Here is a 14,311-nt window from a genome sequence, read left to right on the forward strand (position 1 = left end):
TCATCACTCAGGTCCAGTTCACATTTCTGACGCTTCTCGTAAGCTGGGCCGATGCTCGATGTCCGACGCCTGCGCCTGCTGCGCGAACTCGCCCACCTCGGCACCATCGCCGCCGTCGCCGAGTCGCTCTCGTTCAGCCCTTCGGCGGTCTCCCAGCAGCTGTCCGTCCTGGAGAAGGAGGCCGGTGTCCCGCTGCTGGAGCGCACCGGGCGGCGGGTCGCGCTGACCCCGGCCGGGCTGGGCCTGGTCCGGCACGCCGAGGCGGTGCTGGCACGGCTGGAACAGGCCGGCGCCGAACTCGCCCACGCCAGGGAGGGGCTGGCCGGTCCCCTGCGGATCGGCACCTATCCTTCGGCGGCCCGGGCGGTGATCCCGGCGGTGCTCGCCGAGCTGTCCGGCTGGCACCCGGGGCTGGAGCCGATGGTGGCGGAGGTGGACCCGGCGGACGTGGCGGCGGCGCTGCGCGCGGGCGAGCTGGACGTCGCGCTGGTGCACGAGTACGACCTGGTGCCGACCGACCCGGAGCCCGGCCTGGCGGTGACCCGCCCGGTGTTCACCGAGCCGATGTACCTGGCGGCCCGGGCGGCCGGCACCGTCGCCGAGCAGCGCGCCGCGCCCTGGATCATGGCGCCGCGCGGCACGCTCTGCCACAGCATGGCCGTCCGGGCCTGCGAGAGCGCCGGCTTCGCCCCCCGGATCCGGCACCAGATCGACGACTTCGCGACGGTGCTGGCCCTGGTGGCGGCCGGCCAGGGGGTGGCGCTGGTCCCGCAGCTGGGCACGGAGCGGACCCCGCCCGGGGTGGTGCTGACCCGGCTGCCGATGTACCGCCGGACCCGCGCCGCCTTCCGGGCGGGCGCGGGCTCGCACCCGGCGATCTCGGCCTTCGTCTCGGCCCTGCACACCGCCGTCCCGCCCGCCCTCGGCGGCGCGGTGCTCTGACCTCGCCCCGGGGCGTCTCCCGGGGCCGGTCTCAGTTCGCCAGGCAGCTCGGCCCGAGCAGCTGCTTGAGGTCCCCGAACAGCGCCGGGTCGGACTTCACCCGGTGCCGGTCCAGCCGCAGCACCGTGGTGGTGCCGCCGCGCCGGAGGTGGACGTGCACCTCGGTGGTCCCCTTGTGGTGGGCCAGTACCTCGCCGAGCCGGGTCACCACCTGCGGGTTGAGCCGGCTCTCCGCGATGGTGAGGGTGATCGGGAGCTGGGCGGCGACGTTCGACAGGTCCGGCACCGACAGCTCCATCCCCATCAGCCGCGGCACGTCCTCCCGCTTGTCCAGCTTGCCTCGGACGAACACCACGGAGTCCTCGACGAGTTGCGAGGAGACCAGCTGGTAGCTGGCGGGGAAGAACATGCAGTCGATCGAGCCCGCCAGGTCCTCGACGGTGGCGATCGCCCAGGCGTTGCCCTGCTTGGTCATCTTCCGCTGGAGGCCCGAGATGATGCCGCCGATGGTGACGATCGAGCCGTCCGGCCGCTCCGCGAGGTCGGCCACCGCGCAGTCCGCCCTGTCGGCGAGGAGGTGCTCGATGCCGTGCAGCGGGTGCGAGGAGACGTAGAGGCCGAGCATCTCCCGCTCCTGGGTGAGCAGGAAGGCCTTGTCCCACTCCTCCTCGGAGAAGACCACGTCCAGCCCGAAGCTCGGCTCGTCGGCGACCGCGTCGCCTCCGAACAGGTCGAACTGGCCCTCCGCCTCCTTGCGCTTGACCCCGACCACGTTGTCGATCATCGGCTCGAACTCCGCGGTCAGCCCCTTGCGGGTGTGCCCGAGCGAGTCGAACGCGCCCGCCTTGATGAGCGATTCGACGGTCCGCTTGTTGCAGACCACCGACTCCACCTTCTCCAGGAAGTCGGGGAAGGAGGTGAACTTCCCCTTCGCCTTCCGGGTGCGGATCATCGACTCCACCACCGGCCCGCCGACGTTGCGGATGGCGGTGAGACCGAACCGGACGAGGGTGTCCCCGTGCGGGGTGAAGTCGGAGTCGGACTCGTTGACGTCCGGCGGGAGCACCTGGATGCCCATCTTCCGGCACTCGTTGAGGTAGACCGCCGACTTGTCCTTGTCGTCCTTCACCGAGGTCAGCAGCCCGGACATGTACTCGGCCGGGTAGTTGGCCTTGAGGTACGCCGTCCAGTACGAGACCAGCCCGTACCCGGCGGTGTGCGCCTTGTTGAAGGCGTAGCCGGAGAAGGGGACGAGGACGTCCCACACCGCCTGGATCGCCGCGTCCGAGTAGCCGCGCTCGCGGCAGCCCCGCTGGAACGGGACGAACTCGGCCTCCAGGATCTCCTTCTTCTTCTTGCCCATCGCGCGGCGCAGCAGGTCGGCCTGGCCGAGCGAGTAGCCGGCCAGGATCTGGGCGGCCTTCTGCACCTGCTCCTGGTAGACGATCAGGCCGTACGTCGGCTTGAGGATCTCCTCCAGGGGCTTCTCCAGCTCCGGGTGGATCGGGGTGATCTCCTGCTGGCCGTTCTTGCGCAGCGCGTAGTTGGTGTGCGAGTTGACGCCCATCGGGCCCGGTCGGTACAGCGCGAGGACGGCGGAGATGTCCTCGAAGTTGTCGGGCTTCATCAGGCGCAGCAGCGAGCGCATCGGGCCGCCGTCGAGCTGGAAGACGCCGAGCGTGTCGCCGCGGGCCAGCAGCTCGTAGGCGGGCTTGTCGTCCAGGGGCAGGTCGAGCAGGTTGATCCTGACGCCCTTGTTCCGCTCGATCGCCTTGACGGCATCGTCCATGATCGTCAGGTTGCGCAGGCCGAGGAAGTCCATCTTGAGAAGGCCGAGGCCCTCGCAGGTGGGGTAGTCGAACTGCGTGATGGTGACGCCGTCGGTGTGCCGGGTCCAGACCGGGATGTGGTCGGTGAGCGGCTCGGCGGACATGATGACGCCGGCCGCGTGCACCCCGGGCTGGCGGATCAGGCCCTCGATGCCGCGCGCGGTGTCGATCACCTTGCGGACGTCCGGGTCGTTCTCGTACAGCCCGCGGATCTCGCCGGCCTCGCCGTAGCGCGGGTGCGAGGGGTCGGTGATGCCGGAGAGCGGGATGCCCTTGCCCATGACGTCCGGCGGCATCGCCTTGGTGATCCGGTCGCCCATCGCGTACGGGTAGCCGAGGACGCGCGAGGAGTCCTTGATGGCGGCCTTCGCCTTGATGGTGCCGTACGTGACGATCATGGCGACCTTGTCGGAGCCCCACTTGTCCGTCACGTACCGGATCACGTCACCGCGCCGGCGCTCGTCGAAGTCGATGTCGACGTCGGGCATGGAGACGCGCTCGGGGTTGAGGAAGCGCTCGAAGATCAGGCCGTGCGGGATCGGGTCGAGGTCGGTGATGCCCATCGCGTAGGCGACCAGCGAGCCGGCCGCCGAGCCGCGGCCCGGGCCCACCGCGATGCCCTGCTCCTTGGCCCACATGATGAAGTCGGCGACCACCAGGAAGTACGCCGGGAACCCCATCTGGATGATGGTGTCCATCTCGTACTCGGCGAGCTTCTTGTGCTCCTCGTCGTACCCGCCCGGGAAGCGCCGGTCCATGCCCTGCCAGACCTGGGCCTTGAAGAAGTCCGCCTCCGACGCGAAGCCCGCCGGGATCGGGAAGCGCGGCATCAGGTTCTTGAACTCGAACATGCCCTCGGTGTCGACCCGCGAGGCGACCAGCAGCTGGCTGTTGCGGCAGCCCTCCTGCCAGGCGTCCGAGGAGTCCAGCGCGTACATCTCGGCGGCCGACTTGATGTAGTAGCCGGTGCCGTCGAAGCGGAAGCGGTCCGGGTCCGAGAGGTTCTTGCCGGTCTGGACGCAGAGCAGCAGGTCGTGCGCGCCGGCGTCGGACTCGGTGGTGTAGTGCGAGTCATTGGTGACCACCGGCGGGATGTCCAGCTTCCGGCCGATCTCCAGCAGCCCGTCGCGGACCCGCTTCTCGATGTCCAGGCCGTGGTCCATCAGCTCCAGGAAGTAGTTCTCCCGGCCGAAGATCTCCCGGTAGTCGGCGGCGGACCGGAGCGCCTCGTCGAACTGGCCGAGCCGCAGCCTGGTCTGCACCTCGCCGGAGGGGCAGCCGGTGGTGGCCATCAGGCCGGCCGCGTGCTCGGCGATGATCTCCTTGTCCATCCGGGGCCACTTCACCAGCCAGCCCTCGGCGTAGGAGCGCGAGGTCAGCTTGAAGAGGTTGTGCAGGCCCTGCTTGTTGCGGGCCCAGATGGTCTTGTGGGTGTAGGCCCCGGACGCCGAGACGTCGTCCCGCTTCTGGTGCGGCTGCCCCCAGAGGACGCGCTTGGTGTTGGTGCGCGACTCGGGCGCGACGTACGCCTCGATGCCGATCACCGGCGTGATCCCGGCGGCGGTGGCCTGCTTGTGGAACTCCGCCGCGCCGTACATGTTGCCGTGGTCGGTCATCGCGACATGGGTCTGGCCCAGCCGCTCGACCTCCTTGAAGAGCTGCTTCAGCCGGGCGGCGCCGTCCAGCATCGAGTACTCGGTGTGGACGTGCAGGTGCGCGTACGGCTGGTCGCTCAAGGCGGGGCCTCCGGAGGCTGGTGCTGTCTGTTTGGCCGGCGAACGCACAGGTCACGGAGGTGCCTGGAAACAGCTGTGGTCCGAGCCGCCATCGGGGCCCGGACCAGCTCTCACACGTTCACGGTCCTACTCTAGCCTCCGGCCCCAGAAGTGCCCGGCCGCCCACCACGCCGCAAAGGACCCTTCCATGTCCCACCCGCAGCCCATCGCCGACCACCGCGCCGAGACCGTCCTGAGCGTCTTCGACACGGCCTTCGGCGACCTGCTCGCCAAGGACCCGGCGGCGTTCCGGGTGAAGTTCCGGAAGATGGCCGCCTCGGCGTTCGCCTTCTACCGCGGCACCGCCGGGCTCTACTACGCCGACCTCGCCGACGGCCCGTTCGCCGGGTACGGCGCCACCTTCCTGGACGAGCGCACCAGCCGGGTCTGGATCCACGGGGACCTGCACGCCGAGAACTTCGGCACCTACCTGAACGCCGAGGGCCGGCTGGTCTTCAACGTCAACGACTTCGACGAGGCCTACGTCGGCGCCTTCACCTGGGACGTCCAGCGCCTCGCCGCCTCGCTGGCCCTGATCGGCTACGCCAAGGCACTGTCCGACACCACGATCACCCAGCTGGTCACCGCCTTCGCCACCGCCTACCGGGCCCAGATCGCCGCCCACGTCTCCTCCGGCGACGCCGACCCCTTCACCCTGGACACCGCCACCGGCCCGATCCTGGACACCCTGCGCCGGGCCCGGCTGCAGACCCGGGTCGCGCTGCTCGACGGCGACACCGTCGTCGAGGGCTACGAGCGCCGCTTCCGCCTCGGCGGAGGCGCGATCGAGCTGGACGAAGCGACCCGCGCCGAGGTGCTCGCCGCCTTCGAGGCGTACGTCGCGACCCTGCCGCCCGCCTCCCGCACCCGGCCGGAGTCGCTGAAGGTCAAGGACGTCGTCGGCCGCCGCGGCATCGGCATCGGCAGCGCCGGCCTGCCCTCCTACAACCTGCTGTTGGAGGGGCACACCGACGCGCTGGAGAACGACGTCGTCATCTACATGAAGCAGGGCCAGACCCCGGCCGTGTCGCGGCACGTCACCGACCCGGCGATCGCCGGGTACTTCGCGCACGAGGGCCACCGCACGGTCATCTCCCAGCGCGCCCTCCAGGCGCACAGCGACCCGTGGCTCGGCCACACCACCCTGCGCGGGCGCGGCCAGCTGGTCGCCGAGGTCTCCCCCTACACCACCGACCTCGACTGGACCGACCTCAACGAGCTGTCCGACCTGCTCGCCGTCACCGAGTACCTCGGCCGCGCCACCGCCACCATGCACGCGGCCGCCGACGAGTCCTCCAGCGGCCACACCCTGGTGCCGTTCTCCACCGAGCACGCCATCGACGCCGCCATCACCCGCGACGAGGCCGGCTTCACGGCGATGCTGGTCGACTTCGCGCACGCCTACGGGGCGCAGGCCCGCCAGGACCACCAGCTCTTCGTCGACCTCTACCGCAACGGCCGCATCCCCGGCCTGTAGGGCTACCCGGCCAGGGCCGCCAGCCGTTCCCCGGCGGCGGCCCTGACCTCCGCCTCCTCCATCGGGTCGTCCCGCAGGTAGGCCAGCCGCTCCCGCACCTCCGGCCCGTCCGGCGCCTGCCCGACGGCCAGCAGCCGCGCCGCCGCCTCGCAGTCCCGGAGCGACTCGGTGTACACCGCGCCCAGCCCGGCCGGGCCGATCGCGGCCAGCGCCTCCAGGTAGGCGGTCCGCTCGTACGAGTGCGGCGTCCACAGCCAGAACCGGCGCAGCAGCGAGACGGCGTCCCCGGCCTCCGCCGGCCCGAACCGGGCGAGCGCCTGGGCCTGCCTCCCCGGCCCGCACCAGTGCCGCCGCACCCAGTGCCGTTCCAGCTCCGCCACCAGCACCGGGACGTCCTCGGCCGCCCCGTACTCGGCCAGTACCCACTGCCCCTGCGCCCGCAGCCAGTCCGGCTCCGTGACCGCGGCCCACTCCCGCGCGGCGGGCACCGCCCGGGCGCCGAGCTTCTCCAGCACCCCGGTCAGTGGCCACAGCACGTACCTGCCGTCCGCCGTCCCCAGCGACGGCACCAGCGGAAGCACCCCGGGCTCCGGCCCCCGGTCGTCGAGCACGTCCAGCGCGGCGGTCCGGCGCTCCTGCGACTCGGCCGGATCCGCCAGCAGCTCCAGCAGCTCCGCGTTCCCCGTCCTCGCCAACGGCTTCGCCTCCCGGGGCCCGTGCACCGGCCCCGGCCCCGGCCGGACCCACCCCCAACGCGTCCACGGCTCGCCCCACCGGTCCGCCGGATCCCGCCGCGCCCGTTCCCCGGCCGTCTCCGCCAGGTCCTCCCACCACTCCACCGGCCACCGGTCCGCCATCGCCTCCAGCACCGGCGCCCAGTGCCGCCCCACCCGCACATACGCCCGCAGCGCCTCCCGGGCCTGCGCCGACCCGTCGAGCGCCAGCAGCACCAGCACCGCGCCGGCCCGCTCACAGGCGTCCTCGTCCCCCGCCAGCAGCTCGACCACCGGCCCGACCGGCAGCGCGAGGTCCCTGACCAGTCGTGCCAGGTAGAGCGCCCGCTGATCGACGGGCTCCCATCGCCAGTCCCACCGCACGCACCCGTACACCAGCTCGGCGGCCGCCGCCGGGTCCTCCTCGGCCATCCGCGCCCCGAGCCCCCGGCCCCGCTGCAACAGCCCCGGCAGCGTCGCCGCCGGTGCGTACTCGTATCTCCGCTGTGTCACCCCGCCATCCTCCCCCAGCCCCCGCCGAGGAGGGGTTCCTCCACGTCCGGCGCACCCAGCACCCCACGAAGGGCACCTGGACGACCAGGGTCCTCGTCAGCAGCGTGCCGCTCACGGAGCCCGAGCAGATCGACGCGGCGTGGCGAAGCACGGTCCGGAACCCGGCACTCGGTGAAGGGGAAGGCCGGGGCCTCGGCACTTCCCTCCAGGGGGAGAAGAACGAGGGGAAGACCCCCCTCCCTGCCGAGGCCCCCGCCGAGAACTCCGCCGAGAACGGCGACGGGGAGGCCCGGGCCGCTGCGGCCGGGCTGCTGGGGAGGCTGACCGCCCGCGACGGTCGCCTGCGGCTCGGCGCGCTCGAAGCCCTCGATCTGGCGCCGCTCGTGGCGGACCGGCTCGCCAGGGATCCCGATGTCGAGCGGCTGCGGGCGGCGCTCCTGGACGGCCTGCCCCCGCAGGTGCCCGCGCCGGCGGGCTTCCTGCGGTCGCGCCTGGAACGGAAGATGCCGGAGCCGACCGGCCCCACTCCCCCGGCCGCGATCGGGGAGTGCGTCCGTTGCGCGGCCCCGGTGACGCCCGGCGGCGGGACGATCTGCCGCCGCTGTGCGGGGCTCATGCCTCCTGCCGCAGCGCCGGACAGGGCCGCCGCCGAGCGGAACCGGATCGGCGCCGAGTTCGCGCGCGGCCTGCTGCGCGGCGCAGCGCCGGTGCCGGTACCAGCGCCGGTGCCGTAGCAGCCGAGCCAGGCTCGATACACAGGAAGTCGGCCGGGCCGACTTCCTGCGCACGGGGCGCGTCTCAGGCCGCCTGGTCGTCCAGCTCGGCGAGGAAGTCCAGGGCCACCGCCCAGGTCCGCTCGGCCGCCTCGGCGTCGTAGTCGGGCAGCTCGGGGTCTGTGTAGACGTGACCGGCGCCCCGGTAGCGGTGGACCTCGACGTCGGCGCCGGCCCGGCGCAGCTGCAGGTACCAGGCGTTCAGCCAGTCCTCGGACTCGAACGGGTCCGGCTCGGCCACGTGCAGCTGGACGGGGATCGAGGTCGCCGCGTCCTCCCGGATGTCCGAGGTGCCGTGCAGCAGGAGCAGCCCGAGCGCCTTCTCGTCGGCCAGCGCGAGGTTCTGGGCGAGCGAGCCGCCGAGCGAGAGGCCCGCGTAGACGAGCGAGGCTCCCGACCCCAGCAGCGGGGCGGCGGCGCCGACGGCCCGGCGCAGCAGCTCGTCACTGCCGAGCTCCTCCTTGTACGCCATGCCCTCCTCGACGTCGTCGAAGGTCTTCCCGTCGAACAGGTCCGGGGTGTGCACGGTGTGCCCGGCGGCGCGCAGCCGGTCGGCGGCGTCGTGGACGGCGGGGCGCAGTCCGTAGACGGAGTGGAGGAGCAGGATCTGGGCCACGGTCGGACTTCCTTGCAGGGCGGGCGGAGACTCCCCCCATCATCGCTCATGGCCACCGGGTGGCCTCGCGCCCGCGCGGCGGTGGCGGAGGCCACGCGTCGGTGAAGCGGCGACGAACAGTCAGTCCGACCTATGGAGCGGCGCGTTACCGACCGGTAGCCTGTCCGCCGTGACTGACCTTGTCGATGACATGACCGCTGCCCGCCCGCACCGCCGCCAGGTGCTGAAGGCCACCGCGATCGTGGCGGGCGCCGCCGCCCTGCCGCTCGCCCTCGGCTCCGCGGCCTCGGCCGCGACCGCCCCGCAGTTCCTGCACGGCGTCGCCTCCGGCGACCCGCTCCCCGACGGCATCCTGCTCTGGACCCGGGTCACCCCGACCCCCGACGCCGTTCCCGGCTCCGCCACGGGCCCGGCCACCGAGGTCCGCTGGGAGCTCGCCACCGACAAGGGCTTCACCCGGATCGCGGCGAGCGGCACGGTGACCGCCACCGCCGCCTCCGACCACACCGTCAAGGCCGACGTCCGCGGCCTGACCCCGGACACCCTCTACTGGTACCGCTTCACCGCCGGCGCCGCCGTCTCCCCGGTCGGCCGCACCCACACCACCCCGGCCGCCGACGCCGCCCTCTCCCGTCTGCGCCTGGGCGTCGCGTCCTGCGCCAACTGGGAGGCCGGCTACTTCTCCGCCTACCGCCACCTCGCCGCCCGCGGCGACCTGGACGCCTTCCTCTTCCTCGGCGACTACATCTACGAGTACAAGACCGGCGAGTTCTGCGCCCGCGGCTCGGTCGTGCGCCCGCACGCCCCCACCCACGAGATCCTCACCCTCGCCGACTACCGGACCAGGCACGGCCGCTACAAGACCGACGAGGACCTCCAGGGGCTGCACGCGCAGGTCCCGACCATCGCGATCTGGGACGACCACGAGTTCGCCAACGACGCCTGGTCCGGCGGCGCCGAGAACCACACCCCCGGCACCGAGGGCGACTGGGCCGACCGGATGGCCGCCGCCAAGCAGGCCTACTTCGAGTGGATGCCGGTCCGCCCGTCGATCGCCGGCACCACCTACCGCCGCCTGCGCTACGGCAAGCTCGCCGACTTCCACCTGATGGACCAGCGCTCGTTCCGCTCGGAGCAGGTGAAGGTCGGCAACGGCGACGTCGACTCGGCCGACCGCAGCATCACCGGTCGCGCCCAGATGGACTGGCTGAAGGCCGGGCTCACCGCCTCCGACGCCACCTGGCGGCTGATCGGCAATGAGGTGATGATCTCCCCGGTCGCCTTCTTCTCGCTGCCGGACTACCTGCTGCGCCCGCTGGCCAAGCTGCTCGGCCTGCCGGGCGAGGGCCTCGCGGTCAACACCGACCAGTGGGACGGCTACACCCACGACCGCCGCGAGCTGCTCGGCCACCTCAAGACGAACGGCATCACCAACACCGTCTTCCTGACCGGTGACATCCACTCCGCCTGGGCGTCGGACGTCCCCAACGAGGCCGCCACCTACCCGCTCTCGGGCAGCGCGGCCACCGAGTTCGTGGTGACCTCGGTGACGTCGGACAACATCGACGACGTCCTCAAGGTCGCCCCGCAGACCCTCTCGCTGGTGGCGGCCGCGGCGATCAAGTCGGCCAACCCGCACGTCAAGTGGGTCGACCTGGACTCGCACGGCTACGGCGTCCTGGACATCACCCCGAGCCAGACCCAGATGGACTACTACGTCCTCTCCGACCGCACCCGCAAGGACGCCACCACCAAGTGGACGCGCTCCTACCGCACCCGGTCCGGCACCCAGCAGATCGAGCGGGTCTACTCTCCCGTCAAGTAGGCCGCGCCCCGGAGGGGGTACGCCACCCAGGCGCACCCCCTCCGCGGACGCCCTTCCGCAGGCTCCTCAGGACACCACGTCCTTGCGCGCGAACCCGCGGAACGCCAGCGCCAGCAGCACCACCGCGTAGGAGAGCGACAGCGAGACGCCCTGCACCATGCCGCCCCACTCCAACTGCGGCTGCAGGGCGTCCGCCCAGGCGTACTGCCAGTGCGCGGGAAGCCATTCCCGCAGGTCACCGAGGGCGGTGACGGCGTCCAGCACCCCGGTGACGATGGAGGCGAACACCGCGCCGCCGACCGCGCCCAGCGGCGCGTCGGTCGCGGTGGAGAGCCAGAACGCCAGCGCCGCGATCACGACCTCGCTCAGGAACACGAACGCCACCGCGAGCGCCAGCCGCGGCAGTGCCTCCGTCGCCGACAGGGTCGCGCCGGTGGGCAGCTTCAGGTCCCCCCAGCCGTACGCGGCGGTGCCGACCAGCAGCCCGATCGTCGGCAGCAGCACCACGGCCGCCGCCGAGAAGGCCAGCCCCACCACGAACTTGCGGGCCAGCAGCCGGGCCCGGGGCACCGGCGCGGCCAGCAGGTAGCGCAGCGAGGACCAGCTGGCCTCCGAGGCCACGGTGTCCCCGCAGAACAGCGCCACCGGGATCACCAGCAGGAAGCCGGTGCCCATGAAGAGCAGGGTGGTCGCGAAGTTCGGGCCGGAGGCGGTGGCCAGCTCGATGAAGCTGGTCCGGTCGGCCCGCCCCGGCGTGCCGCCGATCTGGAACGCCGCCAGGATCACGAACGGCATCGCGGCCAGCACCCCGCCGATCACCAGGGTGCGCCGGCGCCGCAGCTGGCGCAGGGCCTCGATCCGCAGCGGCAGCGTCCGCCCGGGCCGGTACCCGGGCGCGTGGTCCGGTGAGACGTGGTCCGGTGACACAACGGCGCTCACGCCGCACCTCCGATCAGCGACAGGAACGCGTCCTCCAGCCGGCGGTGCGGTCCGGCCCGCTCCACCGGCACTCCCAGGCGCACCAGCTCGGCCAGCAGTTGGCTGGCCGCCATGCCGTCCAGCCGCACCAGCAGCCCGCCCTCGACCACCTCCACCGAGCCCACGCCGGCCAGCGCGCCCGCCTTGTCGGCGGCCACCGCCAGCTCCGACGGCCCGAACGAGTCGGGTGTGCCGATCAGCAGGTGCTCGCCCGCGCCGATGATCTCGGCGACGGCGCCCGCCGTGACCAGCCGGCCGCGGTCCATCACCACCAGGTCGGTGCAGCTCTGCTCGACCTCCGCCAGCAGGTGGCTGGAGACGATGACGGTCCGTCCGGCGGCGGCGTAGCGCACCATCACCTCGCGCATCTCACGGATCTGCGGCGGGTCGAGCCCGTTGGTCGGCTCGTCCAGGATCAGCAGGTCCGGCAGGCCGAGCATGGCCTGGGCGATGGCCAGGCGCTGCCGCATGCCCTGCGAGTAGGTCCGCACCGCCCGGTCCAGCGCCTCGCCGAGCCCGGCGATGGCGAGCGCCTCCGCCAGGTGCGCGTCCGCCTCCGGGCGGCCGGTGGCCTGCCAGTACAGCCGCAGGTTGGCCCGACCGCTCAGGTGCGGCAGGAACCCGGCGCCCTCGACGAAGGCCCCGACCCGCGACAGCACCGGCGCGCCGGGCCGCACCAGGTGGCCGAAGATCCTGATCTCGCCGGCGTCGGGCCGGATCAGGCCCATCAGCATCCTCAGCGTGGTGGTCTTGCCGGCGCCGTTGGGCCCGAGCAGCCCGAGCACCTGGCCCTGCTCCACCCGGAAGCCCACGTCCCGGACGGCGTACCGGTCGGTGGCGCCCTTGTAGCGCTTGCCGAGGCCGGTGATCTGCAGCGGCACCTCGGCCAGCGCCGGGTCGTAGGCCGGCCCGCGGGCGGTCCGGCCGCGCCGGCGCAGCCGCGGCAGGAGCAGCAGCGCGGCCGCCACCGCGACGGCGATCAGCGGCAGCACCCAGGTCCGGGCCGGCAGCGGGGTGGCCTCGGTGACCAGCTCGGCGACGGTCGGCGCGGTGACCGGGCCGGCCAGGGAGACCCGGTAGGTGGCCGGCTCGGCCGGCGAGGCGTACGCCAGGTCGGTCGCGGCGAGCACCAGCCGCAGCCGGTGCCCGGCCGCGAAGGTGTGGTCGACGGTGGGCAGCGCCACCGTGACGGTCCGGCCGCCGGGCGCGTCCGCGCCGGTCACCCGGAGCGGGGCGGACAGCTGCTGCGGCAGGGTCTGCTTGCCGTCCGGCGCGACGTCGTACAGCTTGGCGAAGAGCACCGCGTCCGGCCGGTCGGCCGCGACCTTCACCGTGACCGTCGGCTGCCCGGTCAGGTGCAGTTGCCCGTCCAGCGGCGCCGAGTCGAACCCGGCGTACTGTCCGGGGAAGTCGAGCGAGAGCCCGGCCCCGAGCGAGGCGGCCTGGCTGAGCGCGCCGATGCCGGGCAGCGCGGAGATGTTGGGCGGCGCGCCGCCGGGCGGGTTGGCGAAGGTCTGCTCGGCGCCCGCCTTGCCGCCGGTCAGCTCCACCTGCCGCGAGCCGGTGCCCGCCAGACCGGGGTAGGCGTCGGCGGAGGCGCCGCGCAGCACGGCCTGGAAGCCGGTGGAGTCCACCCCGCCGGTGCGGGTCACCCGGAACGCCGGCCCGGTGGAGCCGGCCGGGTCCTGCCCGGCCGGCTCCTTCAGGTACCGGTCGAACCAGGCACCGACCCGGTCGTCCACCCGGGCGCTGGTGTCGGTGCCGCCGTCGTGCCCGCCGGCGAACCAGTCCACCGCGACCGGCGCGCCGTTGGCCGCGACCGCCCGGGCGATCGCATCGCCCTGGTCGAGCGGGAACAGCGAGTCCTGCTGGCCCTGGACGACCAGGGTGGGCGCCTTGAGCCGCCCGGCCACCGAGGACGGGCTGGAGCGGTCCAGCAGGGCCACGGCTTCCGGATCGGCGTGACCGGCGGTCGCCACCCGGTCGTACATCCGGCAGAGCTCGTCCAGGAAGCGGCCGCAGCCGACCGTCGCGTCCGCCGAATCGCCCGGGGCCTGCTGCGGCCCGGTGCCACCGCGCGGGGCCTCGCCCGAGGGGCCGAGGTCCCCCGCCGAGCCGGTGGTGAAGAAGATGCCGGCCCAGAGCTTCTTGAACACGCCGTCCACCGCGCCCGAGCCCCGCACACCCTGCGGGAACAGCGCGTCGGCCAGGTTCCACCAGGTGATCTGGCTGGCCACCGCGTCGATCCGGGTGTCGTAGGCGGAGCCGAGCAGCGACACCGCCCCGCCGTACGAGGCACCGGTGATGCCGACCCGCGGGTCGCCCGGCCCGTCGAGGCGCACCTCGGGCCGCTGGGCCAGCCAGTCGACCAGGTGCCGGACGTCCTCGACCTCGCGGTCGGGGGCGTTGAGGCCGATCCGGCCGCCGGAGTGGCCGAAGCCGCGCGCCGACCAGGTCAGCACCGCGTAGCCCTGCCGGGCGAGCTGCTGGGCGCGCTCGCGCTCACCCTCCTTGGAACCGCCGAAGCCGTGGGCGAGCAGGACCGCCGGGCGGGGGGCCGTCCCGGTCGTGAAGAACGAGGTGTCCAGCTGGACCGTGGCGTCGCTGCCGGGCGTCTCCGGCATGCTGAGGAAACGATCCTCCTGCCGGACGGGCTCGTCCCCGCCGGCGGCCACCGCCACCGCCGTGCCGACTCCGGCCACCACCAGGGCCACCGCCGCGGCCAGCACTCTTCGTCCGACAGCCGTTCCGCGGCCGCGCCACCGACGCCACGCCCCACCGAGCTCCATGGTCGGTGATCGTATCCGCCGTGCCGGTAGGCGTCCGATAAGGCCGCCCGGGCCGTGCCGTACCGAAACGCCCGATTCATC

The 14,311-nt window shown here is 73.1% G+C and carries 9 protein-coding genes; 4 read left to right on the forward strand and 5 right to left on the reverse strand.

Features of this window, described 5'->3' with window-relative positions:
* The first annotated feature begins 51 nt into the window (after positions 1 to 51).
* On the forward strand, positions 52 to 942 hold the full coding sequence (locus ABZ497_RS00975; protein ID WP_352287160.1) for a LysR substrate-binding domain-containing protein: 891 nt from the start codon (positions 52 to 54) through the stop codon (positions 940 to 942).
* A 31-nt stretch (positions 943 to 973) separates the two neighbouring features.
* On the opposite strand, the gene dnaE is transcribed toward ABZ497_RS00975, so the two are convergent.
* Positions 974 to 4,507 (reverse strand): DNA polymerase III subunit alpha, encoded by a 3,534-nt coding sequence (dnaE, locus tag ABZ497_RS00980; protein WP_359802506.1) that lies wholly within the window; start codon positions 4,505 to 4,507, stop codon positions 974 to 976.
* Between the two features lie 187 nt (positions 4,508 to 4,694).
* Here dnaE and ABZ497_RS00985 point away from each other — a divergent pair, with 187 nt between their 5' ends.
* Positions 4,695 to 6,023 (forward strand): DUF2252 domain-containing protein, encoded by a 1,329-nt coding sequence (locus ABZ497_RS00985; protein ID WP_359802509.1) that lies wholly within the window; start codon positions 4,695 to 4,697, stop codon positions 6,021 to 6,023.
* Between the two features lie 2 nt (positions 6,024 to 6,025).
* On the opposite strand, the gene ABZ497_RS00990 is transcribed toward ABZ497_RS00985, so the two are convergent.
* Positions 6,026 to 7,249, reverse strand: a complete 1,224-nt coding sequence (locus ABZ497_RS00990; RefSeq protein WP_359802512.1) for a hypothetical protein — start codon at positions 7,247 to 7,249, stop codon at positions 6,026 to 6,028.
* Between ABZ497_RS00990 and ABZ497_RS00995 the strand changes: the two genes are divergently transcribed.
* Entirely contained in the window at positions 7,243 to 7,983 is a 741-nt protein-coding gene (locus ABZ497_RS00995) for a hypothetical protein (protein ID WP_359802515.1), read from the forward strand. The two genes, ABZ497_RS00990 and ABZ497_RS00995, sit on opposite strands and share 7 nt — an antisense overlap.
* 64 nt (positions 7,984 to 8,047) lie before the next feature.
* Here the strand turns inward: ABZ497_RS00995 and ABZ497_RS01000 are convergent, their stop codons facing one another.
* A complete protein-coding gene (locus ABZ497_RS01000) occupies positions 8,048 to 8,638 on the reverse strand; it encodes a dienelactone hydrolase family protein (protein WP_359802518.1) in 591 nt (196 codons plus the stop codon).
* Positions 8,639 to 8,828: 190 nt separating this feature from the next.
* Between ABZ497_RS01000 and ABZ497_RS01005 the strand changes: the two genes are divergently transcribed.
* The gene (locus ABZ497_RS01005) at positions 8,829 to 10,463 is read left to right on the forward strand and encodes an alkaline phosphatase D family protein (RefSeq protein ID WP_359802991.1); all 1,635 of its coding nucleotides are present in this window, start codon (positions 8,829 to 8,831) and stop codon (positions 10,461 to 10,463) included.
* A 66-nt stretch (positions 10,464 to 10,529) separates the two neighbouring features.
* Here ABZ497_RS01005 and ABZ497_RS01010 read toward each other — a convergent pair whose 3' ends face one another.
* Positions 10,530 to 11,402 carry an ABC transporter permease subunit gene (locus ABZ497_RS01010; RefSeq protein ID WP_352287147.1) on the reverse strand — a complete coding sequence of 291 codons (873 nt, stop codon included), beginning with the start codon at positions 11,400 to 11,402 and terminating at the stop codon, positions 10,530 to 10,532.
* Entirely contained in the window at positions 11,399 to 14,230 is a 2,832-nt protein-coding gene (locus ABZ497_RS01015; protein WP_359802520.1) for an alpha/beta fold hydrolase, read from the reverse strand. Before ABZ497_RS01015 ends, ABZ497_RS01010 begins: the two co-directional genes overlap by 4 nt.
* Positions 14,231 to 14,311: the final 81 nt, after the last annotated feature.

This window comes from Kitasatospora sp. NPDC005751 (assembly GCF_040630835.1).
In the GTDB taxonomy this organism is placed as follows: Bacteria; Actinomycetota; Actinomycetes; order Streptomycetales; family Streptomycetaceae; genus Kitasatospora.